This is a genomic window from Treponema brennaborense DSM 12168 (assembly GCF_000212415.1).
In the GTDB taxonomy this organism is placed as follows: domain Bacteria; phylum Spirochaetota; class Spirochaetia; order Treponematales; family Treponemataceae; genus Treponema_F; species Treponema_F brennaborense.
On record NC_015500.1, the window covers coordinates 1378864 to 1397050 of the forward strand.

The 18187-nt window shown below is 55.1% G+C and carries 17 protein-coding genes; 12 read left to right on the plus strand and 5 right to left on the minus strand.

Annotation, left to right across the window (positions count from 1 at the left end):
* Positions 1-14: 14 nt before the first annotated feature.
* Complete coding sequence (locus TREBR_RS05945; RefSeq protein ID WP_013758295.1) at positions 15-2051, minus strand: aconitate hydratase; 2037 nt, start codon at positions 2049-2051, stop codon at positions 15-17.
* A 310-nt stretch (positions 2052-2361) separates the two neighbouring features.
* Here TREBR_RS05945 and TREBR_RS05950 point away from each other — a divergent pair, with 310 nt between their 5' ends.
* The 9 genes from TREBR_RS05950 (at position 2362) to truA (ending at position 10422) form a co-directional block, all read left to right on the plus strand.
* On the plus strand, positions 2362-2553 hold the full coding sequence (locus TREBR_RS05950) for a DNA-directed RNA polymerase subunit omega (RefSeq protein ID WP_013758296.1): 192 nt from the start codon (positions 2362-2364) through the stop codon (positions 2551-2553).
* Entirely contained in the window at positions 2553-3548 is a 996-nt protein-coding gene (miaA, locus tag TREBR_RS05955; RefSeq protein WP_013758297.1) for a tRNA (adenosine(37)-N6)-dimethylallyltransferase MiaA, read from the plus strand. Before TREBR_RS05950 ends, miaA begins: the two co-directional genes overlap by 1 nt.
* 233 nt (positions 3549-3781) lie before the next feature.
* Positions 3782-5701: a 1-deoxy-D-xylulose-5-phosphate synthase gene (dxs, locus tag TREBR_RS05960; RefSeq protein WP_013758298.1), complete on the plus strand. Its 1920-nt coding sequence runs from the start codon at positions 3782-3784 to the stop codon at positions 5699-5701.
* Positions 5698-6549: a dihydropteroate synthase gene (folP, locus tag TREBR_RS05965; RefSeq protein WP_013758299.1), complete on the plus strand. Its 852-nt coding sequence runs from the start codon at positions 5698-5700 to the stop codon at positions 6547-6549. The genes dxs and folP overlap by 4 nt, the downstream gene beginning before the upstream one ends.
* A complete protein-coding gene (gene cdaA / locus TREBR_RS05970; protein WP_013758300.1) occupies positions 6546-7361 on the plus strand; it encodes a diadenylate cyclase CdaA in 816 nt (271 codons plus the stop codon). Before folP ends, cdaA begins: the two co-directional genes overlap by 4 nt.
* A complete protein-coding gene (locus TREBR_RS05975) occupies positions 7339-8316 on the plus strand; it encodes a CdaR family protein (protein WP_013758301.1) in 978 nt (325 codons plus the stop codon). Before cdaA ends, TREBR_RS05975 begins: the two co-directional genes overlap by 23 nt.
* 15 nt (positions 8317-8331) lie before the next feature.
* Complete coding sequence (locus TREBR_RS05980) at positions 8332-8706, plus strand: holo-ACP synthase (RefSeq protein WP_013758302.1); 375 nt, start codon at positions 8332-8334, stop codon at positions 8704-8706.
* Positions 8707-8734: 28 nt separating this feature from the next.
* Positions 8735-9640, plus strand: coding sequence for a DUF2225 domain-containing protein (locus tag TREBR_RS05985; RefSeq protein ID WP_013758303.1), 906 nt, complete (start codon positions 8735-8737; stop codon positions 9638-9640).
* Positions 9641-9648: 8 nt separating this feature from the next.
* A complete protein-coding gene (gene truA / locus TREBR_RS05990) occupies positions 9649-10422 on the plus strand; it encodes a tRNA pseudouridine(38-40) synthase TruA (RefSeq protein ID WP_013758304.1) in 774 nt (257 codons plus the stop codon).
* 24 nt (positions 10423-10446) lie between these two features.
* Here the strand turns inward: truA and priA are convergent, their stop codons facing one another.
* A complete protein-coding gene (gene priA / locus TREBR_RS05995) occupies positions 10447-12501 on the minus strand; it encodes a replication restart helicase PriA (protein ID WP_013758305.1) in 2055 nt (684 codons plus the stop codon).
* Positions 12498-13274 carry a uracil-DNA glycosylase gene (locus tag TREBR_RS06000; protein ID WP_013758306.1) on the minus strand — a complete coding sequence of 259 codons (777 nt, stop codon included), beginning with the start codon at positions 13272-13274 and terminating at the stop codon, positions 12498-12500. Before TREBR_RS06000 ends, priA begins: the two co-directional genes overlap by 4 nt.
* A 204-nt stretch (positions 13275-13478) precedes the next feature.
* On the opposite strand from TREBR_RS06000, the gene TREBR_RS06005 reads away from it, so the two are divergent.
* From TREBR_RS06005 to TREBR_RS06015, 3 genes are all read left to right on the plus strand, one after another.
* Positions 13479-14111 (plus strand): hypothetical protein, encoded by a 633-nt coding sequence (locus TREBR_RS06005; RefSeq protein ID WP_013758307.1) that lies wholly within the window; start codon positions 13479-13481, stop codon positions 14109-14111.
* Positions 14104-15237, plus strand: coding sequence for a hypothetical protein (locus TREBR_RS06010; RefSeq protein ID WP_013758308.1), 1134 nt, complete (start codon positions 14104-14106; stop codon positions 15235-15237). Before TREBR_RS06005 ends, TREBR_RS06010 begins: the two co-directional genes overlap by 8 nt.
* Positions 15238-15310: 73 nt before the next feature.
* Entirely contained in the window at positions 15311-15688 is a 378-nt protein-coding gene (locus tag TREBR_RS06015) for a desulfoferrodoxin family protein (RefSeq protein ID WP_013758309.1), read from the plus strand.
* A 52-nt stretch (positions 15689-15740) separates the two neighbouring features.
* Here the strand turns inward: TREBR_RS06015 and TREBR_RS06020 are convergent, their stop codons facing one another.
* Positions 15741-16814, minus strand: coding sequence for an AI-2E family transporter (locus TREBR_RS06020; RefSeq protein WP_013758310.1), 1074 nt, complete (start codon positions 16812-16814; stop codon positions 15741-15743).
* 66 nt (positions 16815-16880) lie between these two features.
* Entirely contained in the window at positions 16881-18158 is a 1278-nt protein-coding gene (serS, locus tag TREBR_RS06025; protein WP_013758311.1) for a serine--tRNA ligase, read from the minus strand.
* Between the last annotated feature and the right edge of the window lie 29 nt (positions 18159-18187).

The following is an 18187-nucleotide window of genomic DNA, read 5'->3' on the forward strand; positions in this document are numbered from 1 at the left end:
ATCTTCCCCGGCTGTTACTGTCCGCCTGAGCGGGTGTACGCGGCAAGTCCGCCCGCGTTCAAAATGTCGCGGCTGCGTTTGGCGAGCGAATTGACGCCTGCGATCGTTTTCGTTCCCGATTTTCCGGTAACGGTGATTTTGAAATCTTTTCCGGTTGCGAGCGCTTCACCGATGTTGCCGATTTCAAGCGTGTCGCCCGACTCTATGCGGTCGTAGTCGGCCGCGTCGGCAAACGTGATCGGAATGATACCGTAATTGATCAGGTTCGCCTGATGAATGCGGGCGAACGATTTTACGATAACGGCGCGGACGCCTAAGTACATCGGACCGAGCGCGGCGTGTTCGCGGGAAGAACCCTGACCGTAGTTTTCTCCGCCGATGACGGCACAGCCGGAAAATCCGGTGCGTTCGGCGCGTTTGTAAAACTCCGTGTCGATACGTTCAAACGTGAATTTCGCTATTTCGGGAATGTTCGAGCGGAACGGCAGCACTTTGGTTCCGGCGGGCATGATGTCGTCGGTCGAAACGTTGTCGCCGGCTTTCAGCAGCACCGGCAGCGTCAGCGACTGTGCGGGAGCGGGGGAAGCCGGACACGGTTTGATGTTCGGCCCGCGCAGAATCTCAACCGCCGCCGCGGCTTTTTCGTCAAGCGGCGCAATAAGCATCCCGTCGTCGCTCGCCGCCCGAATAACGTCGGAAGCGTTCAAACGGTCGTCTTTTCCCGAAAGCAAGGTGATTCTGCCGGTGCCCGTATACGTCGCGTCGTCGTAATCGAGCTTCGACGCGTCGGTAAAGACTCCGGTAACGGCCGCCGCCGCCGCCGTTTCCGGCGACACGAGATACACGTTTGCGTCGGTCGTGCCGCTTCTGCCTTTGAAGTTGCGGTTGAACGTTCGCAGCGAAACGCCTTCGGTGTTCGGCGCAAATCCCATGCCGATGCACGGTCCGCACGCGCTTTCGAGAATGCGGAATCCGGCACGGATCAAGTCGCCGAGAATGCCCGCCTTTTCTGCCATGAGCAGCGTCGTGCGGCTTCCCGGCGCGATGCCTGCTTCCACACCCGGTGCGATATGCTTTCCGCGCACGATGGCGGCGACGGCCGCAAGATCGTCGAGCGAACTGTTCGTGCAGGAGCCGATGCATACCTGAGTTACCGGTTTTCCCGCCAGCGACGCTACCGGCGCGACGGCGTCCGGGGAATGCGGCTGTGCGGCGAGCGGCTGCAAGGTACTTAAATCTATTTCGATAATCTTATCGTATACGGCGCCTTCGTCGGCTTTCAGTTCTTTCCAGACGTCCGCGCGGCCCATCGCGGTGAGAAACGCTTTCGTAGCACCGTCCGACGGAAACACGCTGCACGTCGCGCCGAGTTCGGCACCCATATTGGTGATCGTCGCGCGCTGGGGAACGGTCAGCGATTCGACGCCGCTTCCGAAATATTCGTATACGGCGCCGACGCCGCCTTTAACGGTTTCGCGCCGCAGCACTTCAAGAATGACGTCTTTCGCTCCGACGCCTTTACGCAGCGAGCCGGTCAGTTTTACGCCGTACACTTTGGGCATGGCCAAGTGAAACGCACCGCCGCCCATCGCGACGGCGACGTCGAGTCCGCCCGCGCCGATCGCTATCATACCGATACCGCCGCCGGTGGGGGTGTGCGAATCGGAACCGAGCAGCGTTTTGCCCGGTTCGCCGAATCGTTCCAGATGAACCTGATGACAGATACCGTTGCCGGCGCGGGAAAACCACAAGCCGTATTTTGCCGCAATGCTCTGTAAGTACCGGTGGTCGTCCATATTGCGGAAATCGGTCTGCAGCGTGTTGTGGTCTACGTATGAAACGGATACGTCCGTTTTGACGCGCGGAATGCCGATCGTTTCAAATTGCAGATACGTCATCGTACCGGTCGCGTCCTGCGTCAGCGTTTGGTCTATGCGGATAGCGATGTCGACTCCGCGTTCAATCGGATTTCCGCCGGTAAAATGCGTGTCAGGGCACGCCTGCGGAACTAAATGCGCTTGAATGATTTTTTCGGCTAATGTAAGAGCCATACGTCCTCCTGTAAAACTTTTTTAGAGCAAACTGAAAAGGCAGCCACCGCGGCGTTTATCCGTCCTTTCGCTCGAAAAATCCGACGGTTGCGGTATAGTACGCCGGGCGCACCGCAACCGGTAAAAACTGTGTGCTTCCATATTACCCTATTTGAGCGGGGTTGTACAATACGGAGCCCGCCTGAAAATCCGGCGGCGCGGAAAGGCGGAAATGCCGGCGTGAGCCGAAAATGCCGGCGGCAGTACTTTACACGATATCGGCACTATGCTATTATTATAGAACATATTCGTTTTATTTATAGGAGATACCATGATTTTTCCGTTAGAGCAGCTTATAAAATTTAAAGATAATATTTATGAAATCACCTGTGCGTCCAGCCGGCGTGCGTATCAGCTTTCGATGGTTAACGATCCGATTATTGAAAAAAACGACGGCAAAGTCGTTTCAATCGCCGCCCGGCAGCTTTTTACCAATGAAGTACAGTTCCGTATTGAACAATAGTGAACATCTCTGAAACGAACGGAACCGGCGGCTTGCCGGTTCTTGTCATTTTTGCCCCCACTGCCTGCGGTAAGACGTCGTTGGCGCTTTCCCTGTTCGGAAAACACGCCGATTCGCCGCTTGCGGGCCGAGCGGAGGTCGTCAGCGCCGATTCCATGCAGGTGTACAAAGGCATGGATATCGGTACGGCAAAGCCCGACGCCGCGCTTCGGGCGGAACTCCCGCATCATTTACTGGACGTGTACGAGCCGAGCGAACCTTTTTCCGCCGGAGATTTCGTGCGCTGCGCGGATGAAGCGTGCCGCGATATCTTCAGACGCGGAAAACTTCCGCTCGTTATGGGCGGCACCGGATTTTATATACGGAATTTTCTGTGCGGACTGCCGCCGACTCCCGAATCTGACGGTACGCTGCGTTCCGCCTTGCAGGCGCGGCTTCGGGCGGAAGGCGCGTCCGCACTGTACGCCGAATTGCAGGCGGCGGATCCGGTCAGCGCCGCCCGTATTCACCCGAACGACGAATACCGCATCGTGCGCGCGCTTGAAGTATGCGCGGCGAGCGGAAAACCGCTCAGTTCGTTTCCCGTGACCGCCGAAACCCGGAGCGGATTCCGGTTTTGCACGATAATTTTGCAGCGCGACCGGCAGGAACTGTACGGCCGCATAGACGCGCGCGTTGACGAAATGTTCACCGCGGGACTCGTGCAAGAGGTGGAGCGCCTGATACGCGGCGGCGTTCGCTCGGACGATCCGGGAATGCAGGCGATAGGTTACCGCGAATTCCTGTTTCCCGAAATCCGTGCGATACCGTCGGAGGCCGAACGAACCGCTGCGCTCAAAGAGCTGATACGCCGCGACAGCCGCCGGTACGCAAAGCGGCAGTATACGTTCTGCCGCGGAATTCCCGGTGCGGAGTACGTGCACGCCGACGACGCTGCCCGGATAACGGAGAAAATACTTTCCTTTTATGTTGCTTCCGGTCTTGACGTAAATTAATTTTTGATAGATAATAATAGCAGTTTTCAATAAGGAGTGCCATTGTGCCTTGCGGAAAAAAAAGAAAGCGTCAAAAGATTTCCACACATAAGCGTAAGAAGAAGCTGAGACGGAATCGGCATAAGAACAAGTAATTGTTCCCCGGTATTCCGGTGTTATGTGTCCTCAATTGACTATGCCAATGAAGAAGACCGTAGCTTTGGTTGTTTTCAACACAAACTGCGGTCTTTTTTTTGGCAAATAATTATGTTCGAGTTCGGAGTTATAATACGATTTTACCTGATATACGTTCGCCGGCGGATCTGAAAAAGCTCGACAAAAAAGACTTGATCCTTTTGGCGAAAGAAATACGGAAAAAAATTATAGAAGTTGTCGGTAAGAACGGCGGACATTTGGCAAGCAATCTCGGCGTAGTGGAACTGACTATCGCCCTGCATCGGGTATTCGACAGTCCTGCGGATGCGTTCGTTTGGGACGTCAGCCATCAGTGTTACGCCCATAAACTGCTGACGGGAAGATACGATTCGTTCGATACGCTCCGTAAAAAAGACGGTGTCTCCGGATTTACGAAGCGCGCGGAGAGCGAGCATGATTTTTTTGACGCCGGCCATTCTTCTACGTCGGTGTCGTCCGCGCTCGGATTATTAACCGGCCGGGCGCTTCGGCATCAGGACGGTAAAGTTATCGCCGTTATCGGTGACGGCGCGCTTACCGGCGGTATGGCTATGGAAGCGCTTTCTCACGCCGGACAGATTTCAAAAAATCTCATCGTCATTCTGAACGATAATCAGATGTCCATCAGCAGAAATACCGGATCGTTGTCTCGGTATTTGAGCCGCCTCACGATGACCGCTTCGTATCAGACTTTCAGGTTCAACATAGACCGCTTCGTCGGCAAACTGCCGTTTATCAACACGTATTTTACGAAATTCATTTTCCGTTTCAAGCGATCGCTTAAAGCGCTTTTATATCAGAATAATTTGTTCGTCGAACTCGGATTTGAATACGTCGGGCCGCTGAACGGCCATAACACGGAAGAACTGGAACGGGTTTTTTCGCACGTGAAAAAACTGAACAGACCCGTCGTCGTGCACGTGGTGACCAAAAAAGGCCGCGGCTACAGTCCTGCGGAAAACGATCCGGCGGCTTTTCACGGTATCGGGCCGTTTTGCATTTCGGACGGTACCGTTGAAAAATTCGATACGCTCAGTTTTACCGAAGCTTTTTCCGCCGCGCTGCTCGACATTGCGGCCAAAGACAGCCGCGTGGTCGCCATCACGGCGGCGATGGCAAAGGGGACGGGTTTGGGGCCGTTTGCGCGTCATTATCCGGATCGGTTTTTCGACGTGGGCATCGCCGAGCAGCACGCCGTTACGTTTGCCGGCGGATTGTCGGCTGCGGGTATCGTTCCGGTAACGGCCATTTATTCCACGTTCATGCAGCGCGCGATCGATCAGCTGATTCACGACATCGCGCTGCCGGCGGCTCCGTCGGTGTTCGTACTCGACCGCGCCGGCGCCGTTCCCGACGACGGTGAAACGCATCAGGGAGCGTTCGACATCGCGCTTATCAGACCGGTACCGAATATGATCATGCTGGCGCCGGCTTCCGCGGCGGAACTCGGTTTGTGTCTCGGCTGGGCCGTCGGCCGGTCGGCGCCGGTCGTTATCAGATATCCGAAATCGACGTGCCCTTCGGAACAGGTCTGCTTTTCACAGCCGCTGCGGGAAGGCCGCGGCGTACTGCTTCCGTACGAGGAATTCGCGCCGGTCGCCGTTTCGGGCAAGGCCCGCGTGCTGCTCGTGTGTACCGGCGGCATTTTTGCCGAAGTGCTCGCTGCCGCCCGTTCTCTTTCGCTGCAGAATATTGCAGCCGATATATACAATATCAGATTCATCAAACCGGTTGATACGGCGTATTTCGTTGACACCGCCGAACCGTACGGAACGGTCGTCTTTGTAGAAGACGGCGTCGTGACCGGCGGAATCGGGCGTCAATTGGAACTTTCGCTGTCCGAAGCCGGTTTGCAAAAAAAAACAGCGGTGCTCGGCTTGCCTGACGCATTTCTGGCGCAGGGAAAACGTGCGGAAATTCTTGCCGACGCGGGACTGTCTCCCGAACATATAGCCGCCATCGCAAGGAGCATTTTATGAAACAAACGTTGCCGCTGCGGTGTCACGCAGGAATTGAAGAGTGCCGGATTTCCACCGAACTTCCGGCTTTCGTTATGGGGATCATAAACGTTACCCCCGATTCGTTCTGGGAGGGCAGCCGGAGTTTCCGCACTGATGCGGCGGAAAAAGCTCTCGAAATGATTGCCGGCGGAGCCGATGTCATAGATATCGGCGGCGAGTCGAGCCGTCCCGGAGCGGCGTACGTCGGTGCCGATGAAGAACTGCGGAGAATCCTTCCGGTTATTGAAGAGATCCGCCGTCATTCCGACTGTCCGATTTCCGTCGATACGCGCAAAAAAACGGTTATGCAGGCGGCGCATGAAGCAGGCGCCGACATACTGAACGACATTTCGGCACTTGAAGACGATCCCGAGCTCGGTCCGTACGCCGCGGCCGAAAAAATTCCGGTAATTCTTATGCACAAACGCGGAATTCCTGCTATAATGCAAAATAATACCGCGTATGAAAACGTATTTGAAGAAGTGGATTCGTATCTTCGGCAGCGGGCGCAGTACGCGCTGCAGTGCGGTATTGCCGAAGACAGAATCATCCTCGATCCCGGTATCGGATTCGGTAAAGATTTTGCCGCCAACCGGACGCTCATCCTGCGCTGCGGTGAATTGGGCGGCGGTCGGTTTCCGGTACTGATGGCGCTGTCGCGAAAAACGTGCGTCGGGGACATGACCGGAAAATCGATTGCGGATCGGCTTGCGGGAACGCTTGCCGCAAACCTGCTTTCCGTTCAGAACGGTGCGGTGATTCTCAGAGTTCACGACGTGAAAGAAACACGCGATATGCTGTGTGTAATGGAGAAACTGCGGCGGTGAATACTTTCAACATTTTCCAGAATGCGTATAATTACATCCGGCCGGTATTGGACGTCGGCGTTCTGACTTTGGTGCTTTATAAAGCGTATGAAGTTTTCGTCAAGACGAACGGTATGCATTTGATCAAAGCCGGTATCATGCTCGCCGTCGCGTATGCCGCCGCGGTCATTTTGGATTTATCCGCGCTGCTGTGGCTGCTCAATATCGTCGCGCCGAGTTTGCTGGTCGGTTTTGCGATCGTTTTTCAGCCCGAACTGCGCAAGGTTTTTTTGAAGCTGGGGCAGGGCGAATGGTTTGCGTTCGGCCACCGTTCGCGGCACACCTACGTTGATTCCGTGCTGATTGCGGCGGAAACGCTGTCCAATCAGCGGCGCGGTATGCTGGCTGTGTTCGTCCGCCATACGGGACTGAAAGATATCATTGAAACCGGACAGCGGCTGAATGCCGATCTGTCTTCCAGTCTGCTCGTTACGATATTCGGGCACGATACGCCCATGCACGACGGTGCCGTTATCATTCAGGGCGGAAAAGTACTGGCCGCCGGCTGTTTTCTGCCGCTGTCCGAGCAGTACGACATTAAAAAGACGTTCGGAACTCGTCACCGCGCCGCGCTCGGCGTCTCGGAAGAAACGGATGCGCTCGTCCTTGTCGTGTCGGAAGAAAGCGGCGCTATCAGTCTCGCTTACGATTCCAAACTGTATTACGACCTTACGATGGAGCAGCTGACCAAAACGCTTGAAAGTCAGCTGGAGATAACTCCCGATGATATAACGCAGGAGGATGATTCCCATGAAAATCAGGCCGTTCTTTGAAAAATGCGTAAACAACTGGCCTGCAAAGGTTATTTGTCTGGTGCTGGCCGTTCTCCTGTATTTTTTTTATCATTTGACGACGCTCGATACGAAAATAATCGCGGTTCCCTTGTCGGTGTCGGCGCAGGGAAACATGCTGCCTGCCGAATTCACCGATTCGTCCGTGCGCGTAACGCTGCGCGGCAAAAGCGACGAGATCGCCCGTATTAAAAGCGGCGATATTTCGGCGTATCTCGATATCGACACGTATACCGTCAGCGGCCGCTACGACGTTCCGGTGCAGATCAAACTCGATCCGACGCTGATGGTCATCGAGCCGCTTGAAGTGAAAGTTTCTCCCGTCGTCGTGTCGATGGATATATCGGAGCGCGCGTTCGTGCAGGTTCCCGTTTCGGCGAACATACAGGGCAGCGTTGCGGCCGGGTATCAGATAACTGCGGTCAGCGTAACGCCTTCGACGGTGCTGATGACCGGCGCCGAACGGATCATAAAAGCCGTTTCTTCCGTGTATTCCGATTCCGTTTCCGCCGACGGTAAAACGGCGTCCTTTTCACAGTCCGTGCCGGTTTTGAACCGGAACGCGCTGATATCGTTCGCGGGCGACCGGAACGTCGACGTTTCGGTTACGGTGGAGCCGGTCAAGCTGACCCGTTCGTTTGAAAATCAGCCCGTATATCTGTACGGACTGCCGGCGGAGTTGGAAGCGGCCTGCGAGCCGGCTGCCGTTTCTTTTACACTGAACGGGAATCAGCTTTCCCTTGAATCGTATAAACCTGAACTGTACACCGCGCGAGCCGACTGTTCCAAGCTGTCGGCTGCCGGAACGTACGAAGTACCGCTCGAACTTGCCGTTCCTGCCGGAGTTTCCGTCGTGTCGAAAACGGCGGAAACCGTGTCCGTAACGGTCACTGCGGCGGCGAATAACGATGATTCCGAGCCGAATATTTACGAATAGGCAGGACCGGCACGGATGATTATCGGCATAGGTATTGATATTGTAAAAGTAACCCGATTTATCCGATGGACGGAAAACCGGAATCTTGCGGAGCGTTTTTTTCATTGCGACGAGCTGACCGTGCTCGACCGCGGCGGCAGCCGTGCGGCGGAATCGCTGGCGGTGCGCTTCGCGGCAAAAGAAGCGTTCGGCAAAGCGCTCGGCAGCGGACTTACTGGTTTGACCTTGCAGGATATTTGCGTCGTGCCCGATTTCAGGGGACGGCCGCATCTTGAGCTGCACGGCTCCGCAAAAAAACTGTTCGAGCTTTCCGGTGCGAATACGGTTCACGTATCTTTAAGTCACGAGACGGAATACGCCGTCGCGTACGTGGTGCTTGAAAAAATATAAATTGAGGCGGTACACAGAGGAGGCGGATATGGTGCGCACAACGCGGAAAGCGCCGGATGAAGGAAAGAAACCGGTAATATCGTATTATACCAAGGACAAAGTTTATTGTCCGGTATGCCGCAAATCGTTTGAACATGAAGACATGCTGAGCGGCGGCGGCCGTATGATTGCCGGAAGCCTGACGGACGAACTGCACCGTATTTTCGAGCCGTCGGCCCGGTTCGGCCCCGTGTATCCGCTGCTGTACGCGATCGGCGCGTGTCCGGTGTGCCACACCGCCTTGTTCTGGAACGATTTCAAGACGCTTGCTCCCGACGACGCCAAAATCATTCTTGAAAACGAAGACGAACGGAAAAAAGCCGTTTCCGCCGTATTCCCGTATTACAATCTGACTCGGAACCGGACGCTGTTCGACGGCGCGGCGATGTACTATCTGGCGCTGCTTACGTATGAAAAAACGTCCGCCGCCTATTCTCCGACGATAAAAAAAGCGATTATCGCGCTGCGCCTTGCCTGGCTGTGCGGTGATTTGAACGCCGTGTGTCCCGGCCGCAATTACGATTACGTTCAGCAAGTATTTTACCGGAAGGCGATGTTTTTCTACCAGCAGGCGCTCGAATATGAAACCGGCCGCGTGGAAAGTATTGCGGGCGTTGCGAATTTCGGGCCGGATATCGATAAAAATTACGGTTACGACGGCGTCGTCTATTTGTGCGGGCTGCTCGAATACAAATACGGGCAGCGCGAAGACAATAATCTCCGGCTGAAAAAACTCGACGAATATAAACGCGCGATTGCCCGTATCTTCGGATTGGGAAAATCGTCCAAAAACAAGCCGGGACCGCTTTTGGAACATTCGCGCAATTTGTACGACAGTATTGCAAAGGAGCTGAAAGACGCTTCCGATATCGATATCGACTTGGACGACGACTGAGCGCCGATATGAAAAACGTTTTGCTGACCGTTTCATACGACGGAACCGATTTTTGCGGCTGGCAGCGGCAGGATCACGCCGATCGGGGCGAGCCGGTGCGGACCGTACAGGCTGAATTGGAGCGCGCGCTCCGGATCATGCTCAAAACGCCCGTCGCGCTCACCGGATCCGGCCGGACCGATTCCGGCGTTCACGCGTTCGCCCAAGCGGCGAACTTCCTGTCGCCGTTCGATTCCGTTCCGCCGGAAAATTACGTGCCCGCGCTGAACAGTTCGCTGCCGCCCGATGTCCGCGTTACCGCCGCCCGGGAAGTTCCGCCCGGTTTTCACGCGCGATTCGACGCCCGGATGAGAACGTATCGCTACTTTCTCTATTGCGGAGCGACTCCTCCCGCCCACGAAACGCGCTACGTCTGGCCGATACGGCGGTATCCCGATATCGCCCGGCTTAACCGCATGGCTTCGTGTCTGTACGGAGAAATCGACTGTACGACTTTTGCGGCTGCCGGCGATCCGTGCGAATCGAAAAAACGGTATCTCGAAAAAGCCGTTTTTTACGCCGACGGTGATAAACTCGTGTTTGAAATAGCCGCTAACGCGTTTTTGTGGAAAATGGTGCGTTCCGTCGTCGGCTCGCTCGTGTATTACGAACAGAAAGGAAAAGACGCCGATTTTTTTGCGGAAATCCTTCGTGCCCGAGACCGCCGTTCGGCCGGTCCTACCGCGCCGCCGCAGGGACTTTTTTTATGGAACGTCGATTTTGAATCCTGCAAACGGCACTGATTTGCCGAGACATCGGAGCGCCCGTTACAGTAAACTGACCGGATCTACGTCGGCTTCAATGTACACGTGCAGCGGCGCTTTGTATCCGTAGATGAATCGCGCGCAGACGCTCTGCAGCGCGCTTACGGACGGACCGCGCAAAAGCACTTGCCACCGGTAATTCGCCGCAATCATTGCCAGCGGGCATTCGGACGGGCCGAGTATTTCGATTTGTGTCGCGTCGGCTTGCACGCCGTCCGTCCGGTGCGCAGGTTCCCGCGATGCTTCCAGCCGGGTTCCGTTCAGTTTCCGTACTTCTTCGGCGAGGATGACCGCCGCTCCTTCGGCTGCGTGCTGTGCCGTTTCTGAAATCGCCGATCTGAACACGAGCCGTATCATTCGGCAAAACGGCGGAAATCCGAGCAGCTGCCGCTGGGACAGCTCCTGTGCGTAAAATCCGGCGGCGTCTCCCTTACACGCGCGCGCGATCGCGTCCCGGTCGGGGCTGAAACTTTGTACGATGACCTTTCCGTCGGGAAAAAATCGCCCCGCGCGGCCGGCGACCTGCGTGATGAGCGCGAACGTCCGTTCGGCTGCCCGGAAATCGGGCATGTGCAGTCCCGTATCGGCAAGCACGACGCCTACCAGCTTCAGATTCGGAAAATTAAGTCCTTTCGCAACCATCTGCGTGCCGAGCAGTATGTCGACTTCACCGTTTCTGAATTCGGCGAGTTTTTCCTGCAGTTCGCCCTTTTTCGTCAAACTGTCCGTGTCTATTCTGCTGACGCGCGCCTGCGGAAATTTAGCTTTCGTCTCGGCTTCAATGAATTCTGTGCCGAACCCCGAATAACCGACGTCGACGGAACCGCATTCGGGACACAACGACGGCGGCTCCACCAACCAGCCGCAGTAATGGCAGCGCAGGCGTTTTTCGTGCTTGTGGTAGGTGAGGGCGACCGAGCAGTTTTTGCAGGTAAGCTCGTATCCGCACGTATTGCATCTGAAAAAATGGGTGAATCCCCGTCTGTTCAAAAACAGGATTGTCTGCCGTTTTTCGTCGAGCGTCCGTCTGATTTCCGCACACAGCCGCTCCGACAGACAGCCGTCGGCCGTTCCCGCTTCCGACAAATTGACCACTTCGATTTCGGGCTGAGCGCCGCCTGCCAGACGCTGCGTGAGCGTATGCCGGGCGATTGCGCCGGTTTGCATCAGATGCCACGCTTCTACGGACGGCGTCGCGCTTCCCATGACAAGCGGTATACCGTGTTCCGCACAGCGGTGCATGGCGACTTGCCGTGCGTGATACCGCGGAGTGGTTCCCGATTTATACGAACCGTCGTGTTCTTCGTCTATGATGATGAGTCCCAGATCGGGTACGGGCGCAAAAACCGCGCTTCGTGCGCCGATAACGACGCGCGCGTCTTTTTCGAGTATCCGTTTCCATTGTTTGAGCCGCTGACTCGGCGTCAATTCCGAATGCAGCACCGCCGCCGTGTGTCCGAAACGGCGGACGACGGCTTCCCTGACTTGGTGGGTGAGGCCGATTTCGGGGACCAGATAAATGACGCCTTTGCCTTCGTCCAGCATTTTCTGCGCCGCCTGCAAAAACACTTCCGTTTTGCCGGTTCCCGTCGGGCCGTACACGTAATGCAGCTTTGAACCCGGAGCGAAAATACCTTCCGCCGCACGTTTTTGTTCTTCCGAAAGCGTGCGCGCCTCGAATTCGATTGCGTCGTCGGTAAAAGAAAATCCCGGACTGTCGGTTTCCCGTTTTCCGGACGGAATCATCGCGGAGATGGCTTCTCCCTGCGTGCACAGGTAATATCGGGCGATCCAGGCTGAAAGGGCGATATGTTCGGCGGTGAAAACGGGTTCCGCGTCGAGCAGGCGGGTGAGGTATTTCAATTTTTCCGCAGGAACCGCTAAATGCGCGGGCGGAACGTCGGCGACACTCACGATGAACGCGGTCATCCGCCGTGAACCGAAGCGGACTTCAGCCCGCATTCCCGGCCGAACGGCTTCTGCCGTGTCGCCGTCCGCCAAATACGTGAAACTTTGCGGAAGCGGCACGTTCAGCACGGTTTCAACGTAACGGATCATTGCGGTCGGGCCGCCTTGAACGGAACGTCGTATTCGGGATACAGCTGCTGCAGTCCGCTTCTGAACAGTTTCAAATCTTCCCATGCCGGGCGTTTGAGGTCTTCGTTACGCAGCAGTGCGCTCGGATGATACGTTGCCAAAAACGGAATGCCGTTGTATTCGGTGAATTTGCCGCGCAATTTACCGATGCCGACCGTCGTTTTGAGCAGATTTTGAGCGGCGACCCTGCCGACGGCAAGTATTGCCGCCGGTTTCAGAAGACTGATCTGCGCTTCAAGAAAAGCCGCGCACGCTTCGCTTTCTTCCGGCAGCGGATCTCGGTTTCCCGGCGGCCGGCATTTGACGATGTTCGCAATGTAGCAGTTCGTCGTTCGGGAAAGCGATATGGACGCGAGCATTTTGTCCAGCAATTGACCCGCTCTGCCGACGAACGGAATGCCGCTCGCGTCTTCATCCGCTCCGGGTCCTTCTCCGATCACCATGACGGCCGGATTGGGCACGCCGATTCCCGGAACCGTGTTTTTCCGCGTTTTGCACAGTTGGCAGCGGGTGCAGCCCGCGATCTTCTGCACGATACGCTCAAGCGCTGCGGCGGTTTCCGGCAGCGTATCCGCGGCTACCGCCGCACGTACCGACGGTTGCGGCGGCAGTACGCGTACGTCGTCGCCGAATACCGGCTGCGGTGCGGTAAAAACGGCGGACGGATATCCGCGGATCCAGCGATCCGCCGTTTTGAGTAACTGGTAAAAAGTCTGTTTTTCTCCTGCTGTCATGTCGCTGAATCATATCCTAATCCGGCGAAATGTGCAACGTCCGCGCCTCACTCCCGGCAGTGGCCGCGCTGCATTCCTCTGGCAACGTCCGCGCCTCACTCCCGACAGTGGCCGCGCTGCATTCCTCTGGCAACGTCCGCGTCTCACTCCCGGCAGCGTATTTTATGCTTGCGCGAACCGGAATAAACATATTATAATGAAACCATGGATCGCTTTTTTTTCTGGTACGCCGCACTCTGTTTCTGTATCGTTTCCTGCTCGAATCCGCAAAACGGCGCGTTTGCCGGTATTGATGACGGCGAAACGGTAAAATCGAGCGTAACCGAAGCAGCCTCGGCCGTACGATGGACGCCGGAATTGGAAGCACGGAATTCGGCGGAAATAAAAGCGGCGGCGGGAACCGGTTTTAAAATGCCGGCGCTGTCTTCCGTTGAATCCGCGCTGCTGCGTCCGTCCGGAGTTCCGGTATATCCGGCCGTCGCCGGATTCGGCAGCCTTGATACGTCGTCCGTTCCGGCGGAGCTGCGGGAAATGCTCGTCTCGTTCTGCTCGGGCGTGCGTTCGTATCGGAACGAAACTGCGTCTGCGGAACCTTTGTACGCGTATATGGGAGCCGGCCGCGCGTATTTGCTGACCGTTTTTCTGTACGATGTTTCGCGCGTACCGCTGCTGACGCGGTACGTATTGGGTAAACCGTTCGATGTTGATTCTTTTCGGCAGATTCCCGTTCGGTTTTACGCGGATAACGGATATATCGACCTGCATGCGTACGTTGCGCAGTCGGATTCCCGTTGGTATATAGACCAAATCACGTACGGAGCGTTCGTTTATGAATAACGTTTTGTCCGGCATAGAACGCGATCTCATCGTTTCTTATCTGACGGACGGTAAAATCGATTTTACGCTTGTTCCCGACCAGCCGGCGCAGCGGATCTTTTCGTTTACGACCGGTGAAAAAGGTGTCCGCGTGCTGCCGGAAGGAATCATATTGTTTACGAATCCGGACGTGTTTCCGCCGGAGTTTGCCGGCCGCACCGTACAGATCAGATTTTATTTCCGCAAGCTGGGGCTGTTTTTTTCAGGCCAGATCGACGCGCTGCAATCCGGTTCGTACGCCGTCGCCGTTCCGCGGGAAATCCTGCGGCTGACCGGTGCCGATTCGTCGGCGGAAACTTCGTTTTCCGGTACGATTTTTCTTAACGAAGATTTTAAAGGCGAATATCTGGAATGCATCGAAGAACCTGCGTATCCGCCGTTCAATTTTCGCACTTGGCAGTCTTTTGATGCGGACCGTATGGCGGAAACGGAACCGTTCGTGCGCGCGCTTTGCAAAGGACGTTCCGTTTCCGTTCCGTCCGTCTTGGCGCGCGTGATGAAGCAGACCGGCAAAGCGCTGTGGATAGACGGCGGCCACATTCCCGGTGAAGCGCCGTTTCCGGTGGACGCGTGCCTGCTGGTTTCCGATTTTCCGCAGGGAATCGAATCGCGGACGGCGTTTGCTGCCGCCGCCGCGCTGGATTCCGCGCTGTATTTCATGCCGGGATATCCGCGTGCGGCTGAACCGACGCCGGTTTTTATGATAGAAAAAAAATACTTCGGCGCGGCGGATTTTGCGGAAACGGCCGCTTTGCTGGCAATATGCGCGTATTTCGGCGCGGAAGCGGCGCCGATGCCTCCGCTGAAGGATAGGGCGGAACCGCTCTCGCTGCTGTATATGAGCGATTCGGCGGTAGTTTTCGGCTGCGGGAGCGGTACGTTTCCGCTGCAGAAAGACGTTCCGTATCCGGTTTTGATGCGTATTCCGCTGCAGTCGCTGGTGCGCACGATTACGGTTTCGTGTACGGTCGCCGAACTGTATTCGGGACCTGCCGGAAAAACGGCCGCCGTGTGCCGGTTGGCGGACGTTAAGCGGGAAGACTGCCGGTTTCTGTACGAATCGTTTACCGGTAAAAAATATACGTAATCGCGCGTAAACGGTGGTATTTCCCCAGGGAATCGCGTATATTAAATAGAGAAACTATTACGGAGGATTGCTTATGAATATGAATACGGAATTCCTTTTATGCGGCGATTGTAAATCAGTTTTGCTGAAAATTCCGGGAACCGTTCCCAATGCGCCGGAGGGAACGGCGCCGCTCGCTGCCGGCGTCGTTGAAGCTTCTCATGAAAAACACGTACCCGTTGCGGTGCGGCACGCGGATACCGTTTCGGTGGACGTCGGCAGCACGCTTCATCCGATGACTGCGGAACATTATATTTTATGGATACTGCTCCGCACCGATACCGGATTCCATATCAGGACGCTCGCTCCCGGACAGGAGCCGAAAGCCGATTTCGTTCTTGCAAAACAGGAAAAACCGGTAACCGTGTACGCCATGTGCAATATCCACGGTTTGTGGCAAGCGGATATGTAAAACGGAACAGAAGACGGATACGGAAGCCGGCTTGATCGGCTGCGTATCCGTTTTATTTTTCAGACGGCACTTCTTCTGTCGGTTTCGATCCCATCAGAATTGACAGTGGCTTCAAAATGGATACGTTTTCGCAGATGATTTTCAGAATCACCATCATCGGAACCGCCAGCAGCATCCCCATAAAACCCCACATCCAGCCCCAAACGGACAGCGATACGATGATGACGAACGGCGATAATCCCAAATTGCGCCCCTGAATACGCGGTTCGACGATATTGCCGAGTATCATGTTGACGGCTATCATTAAAAAGCCTACGAACACGACCGGGCCGGGTTTGGGCCAAAACTGAATGAGCGCGAACAGCGTGGTGATCAGACCCGATATGATCGAGCCGAAATTCGGTATGAAATTCAGGATAAACGCCAAAAATCCCCAAACGATGGGGAAATCCATGTGCACGGCGAGCGTTCCCAGAAAAACCAGAACGCCGGTAAGAAGAGATATGAAGAATTTAACGGAAATGTATCGGGTTACCTGCAGAATGATATCTTTTATGATCAGCGTGATTTTGCCCGAGTTTTGACCGTCGAACGCAACGGCCGCTTTCGTTTTAAATAAACGTAATTCAGCAAGAAAAAAAATGACGAACAATGATACGACCGTCAGATTTTTTACGAACGCTATCAATATGTTTGAGAGAGACACGGCCGCGTTCTGTATTGCGGTGCGGATACCCAGTTGTCCCCACAGATTTTCAAACAGACTCGTTTCTTCGTCGAACGGCAGCTTGAAAATGGTTGCCACCGTTTCGTAAATGACGGTCAAACGTTCTTCGTACTTAGGATACAACGCGAAAATCGTCTTGAAGCTCGAAAACAGCAGATTGCCGATAACGAGCATCGCGACGAACAATATTACGAATATGATCGTAATGCCGATGCCGACGGGAATATGAAACCGTTTGTTCAATGCCGCGATCAACGGCTGAAAAACGAACGCAAGCAGCACGGCGACCGTAACCGGGATCACCACCGAAGCGGTGATTTTAAGCAAAGTTCCGGTAATGACCGCACAGATAAAAAGCAGAAGCAGGAAAATGCCCCGTGCAAAGTTGATTTGCTTCAAACCGGATCCTCCCGGACGGTTGGAAAACGGGCCGGCTGAATCGAAATGTTTCCGGCCCGTCGAACGCTACCGATTCCGTATCGTATCGAAACCGCAGAATGGAACGAGCGCCGCGGGTACGGAAATACTGCCGTCTTCGTTTTGATAATTTTCAAGAATCGCGACCAATGCGCGTGAAACGGCGACCGCCGTTCCGTTGAGCATGTGCACGTATTTGTTTTTTCCGTCGTCATCCTTATACCGGACGTTCAATCTGCGCGCCTGAAAGTCGGTGCAGTTTGAAGTCGACGTTACTTCTCCCCAGTCGCCGGTTTCGCCGCGGCCGGGCATCCAGGCTTCAAGATCCCATTTGCGGTATGCGGGCGCGCCTAAATCACCAGTACACGTGTCGACGACGCGGAACGGCAGACCGAGGCCGGTAAAAATTTCTTCTTCTATCAGGCGCAGCTTTTCATGCAGCGCGTCGGATTGTTCGGGCAGACAATAAACGAACATTTCGAGCTTGGTAAACTGATGAACGCGGTACAATCCTTTGGAAAACTGTCCGGCTGCACCGGCTTCCCGGCGGAAACAGTGCGACAGTCCGCAGTATAGAAGCGGCAGCTTCGATTTGTCGAGAATTTCGCCCGAATGGTATCCGCCGAGCGTAATTTCCGCCGTCGCAACGAGACAGGCGTGTTCGTCTTCCAGCGCGTACACGTTCGATTCGTTTCCGCGCGGGTTGAATCCTATTCCCTGCAGCACTTCTTCGCGGGCAACGTCGGGCGTGATAAACGGCGTGAAGCCGTGTTTGCGCAGAATGTTCAGCGCGTACATGACGAGCGACTGCTCCAAAAAGACGGCTTCGTTTTTCAGATAATAAAATTTATTACCGGAAACTTTGGTCGCCGCGTCGAAATCGATCAAATCGAGTTCCTGTCCGAGCTGGACGTGATCTTTCGCCTTGAACGTAAACGTGCGCGGTGTGCCGACCCGTTTTACTTCAAGATTTTCACTGTCCACGGAACCGACCGGTGCGTCGGGGTGCGCCATGTTCGGAATCTTTCTGCCTTCGAGTTCAAGGCGTTCTTCGGTTTCGGCTAGCCGCTTTTCACAGTCTGCGATCAGGTCCTTAAATGATTTTCCTTCTTCGATAAGCTTTCGGCGTTCCTCGTCCGATAATTTCGCTTTCATCGCTTTCGCGTTGTCGTTGCGTTTCTGCTGCAGCGACTGCAGTTCCGTTACCAGCGCCGTCCGTTGATCGAACAGGCTGACGACCATATCTGCATCCGCAGACATGTTGCGGTCTGCGATGTTTTTCTTTACTGCTTCAAGATTTTCCTTGATAAATCTGTAATCTAACATAATGCGCCTATCATACTGCTGTTGCGTAT

Bases quoted from the DNA above. Each gene is read 5' to 3' on its own strand.
- TREBR_RS05945 (WP_013758295.1), bottom strand. From the start codon at position 2,051: ATGGCTCTTACATTAGCCGAAAAAATCATTCAAGCGCATTTAGTTCCG.
- TREBR_RS05950 (WP_013758296.1), top strand. From the start codon at position 2,362: ATGATTTTTCCGTTAGAGCAGCTTATAAAATTTAAAGATAATATTTAT.
- folP (WP_013758299.1), top strand. From the start codon at position 5,698: ATGAAACAAACGTTGCCGCTGCGGTGTCACGCAGGAATTGAAGAGTGC.
- TREBR_RS05975 (WP_013758301.1), top strand. From the start codon at position 7,339: ATGAAAATCAGGCCGTTCTTTGAAAAATGCGTAAACAACTGGCCTGCA.
- TREBR_RS05980 (WP_013758302.1), top strand. From the start codon at position 8,332: ATGATTATCGGCATAGGTATTGATATTGTAAAAGTAACCCGATTTATC.
- TREBR_RS05985 (WP_013758303.1), top strand. From the start codon at position 8,735: ATGGTGCGCACAACGCGGAAAGCGCCGGATGAAGGAAAGAAACCGGTA.
- truA (WP_013758304.1), top strand. From the start codon at position 9,649: ATGAAAAACGTTTTGCTGACCGTTTCATACGACGGAACCGATTTTTGC.
- priA (WP_013758305.1), bottom strand. From the start codon at position 12,501: ATGATCCGTTACGTTGAAACCGTGCTGAACGTGCCGCTTCCGCAAAGT.
- TREBR_RS06000 (WP_013758306.1), bottom strand. From the start codon at position 13,274: ATGACAGCAGGAGAAAAACAGACTTTTTACCAGTTACTCAAAACGGCG.
- TREBR_RS06005 (WP_013758307.1), top strand. From the start codon at position 13,479: ATGGATCGCTTTTTTTTCTGGTACGCCGCACTCTGTTTCTGTATCGTT.
- TREBR_RS06010 (WP_013758308.1), top strand. From the start codon at position 14,104: ATGAATAACGTTTTGTCCGGCATAGAACGCGATCTCATCGTTTCTTAT.
- TREBR_RS06015 (WP_013758309.1), top strand. From the start codon at position 15,311: ATGAATATGAATACGGAATTCCTTTTATGCGGCGATTGTAAATCAGTT.
- serS (WP_013758311.1), bottom strand. From the start codon at position 18,158: ATGTTAGATTACAGATTTATCAAGGAAAATCTTGAAGCAGTAAAGAAA.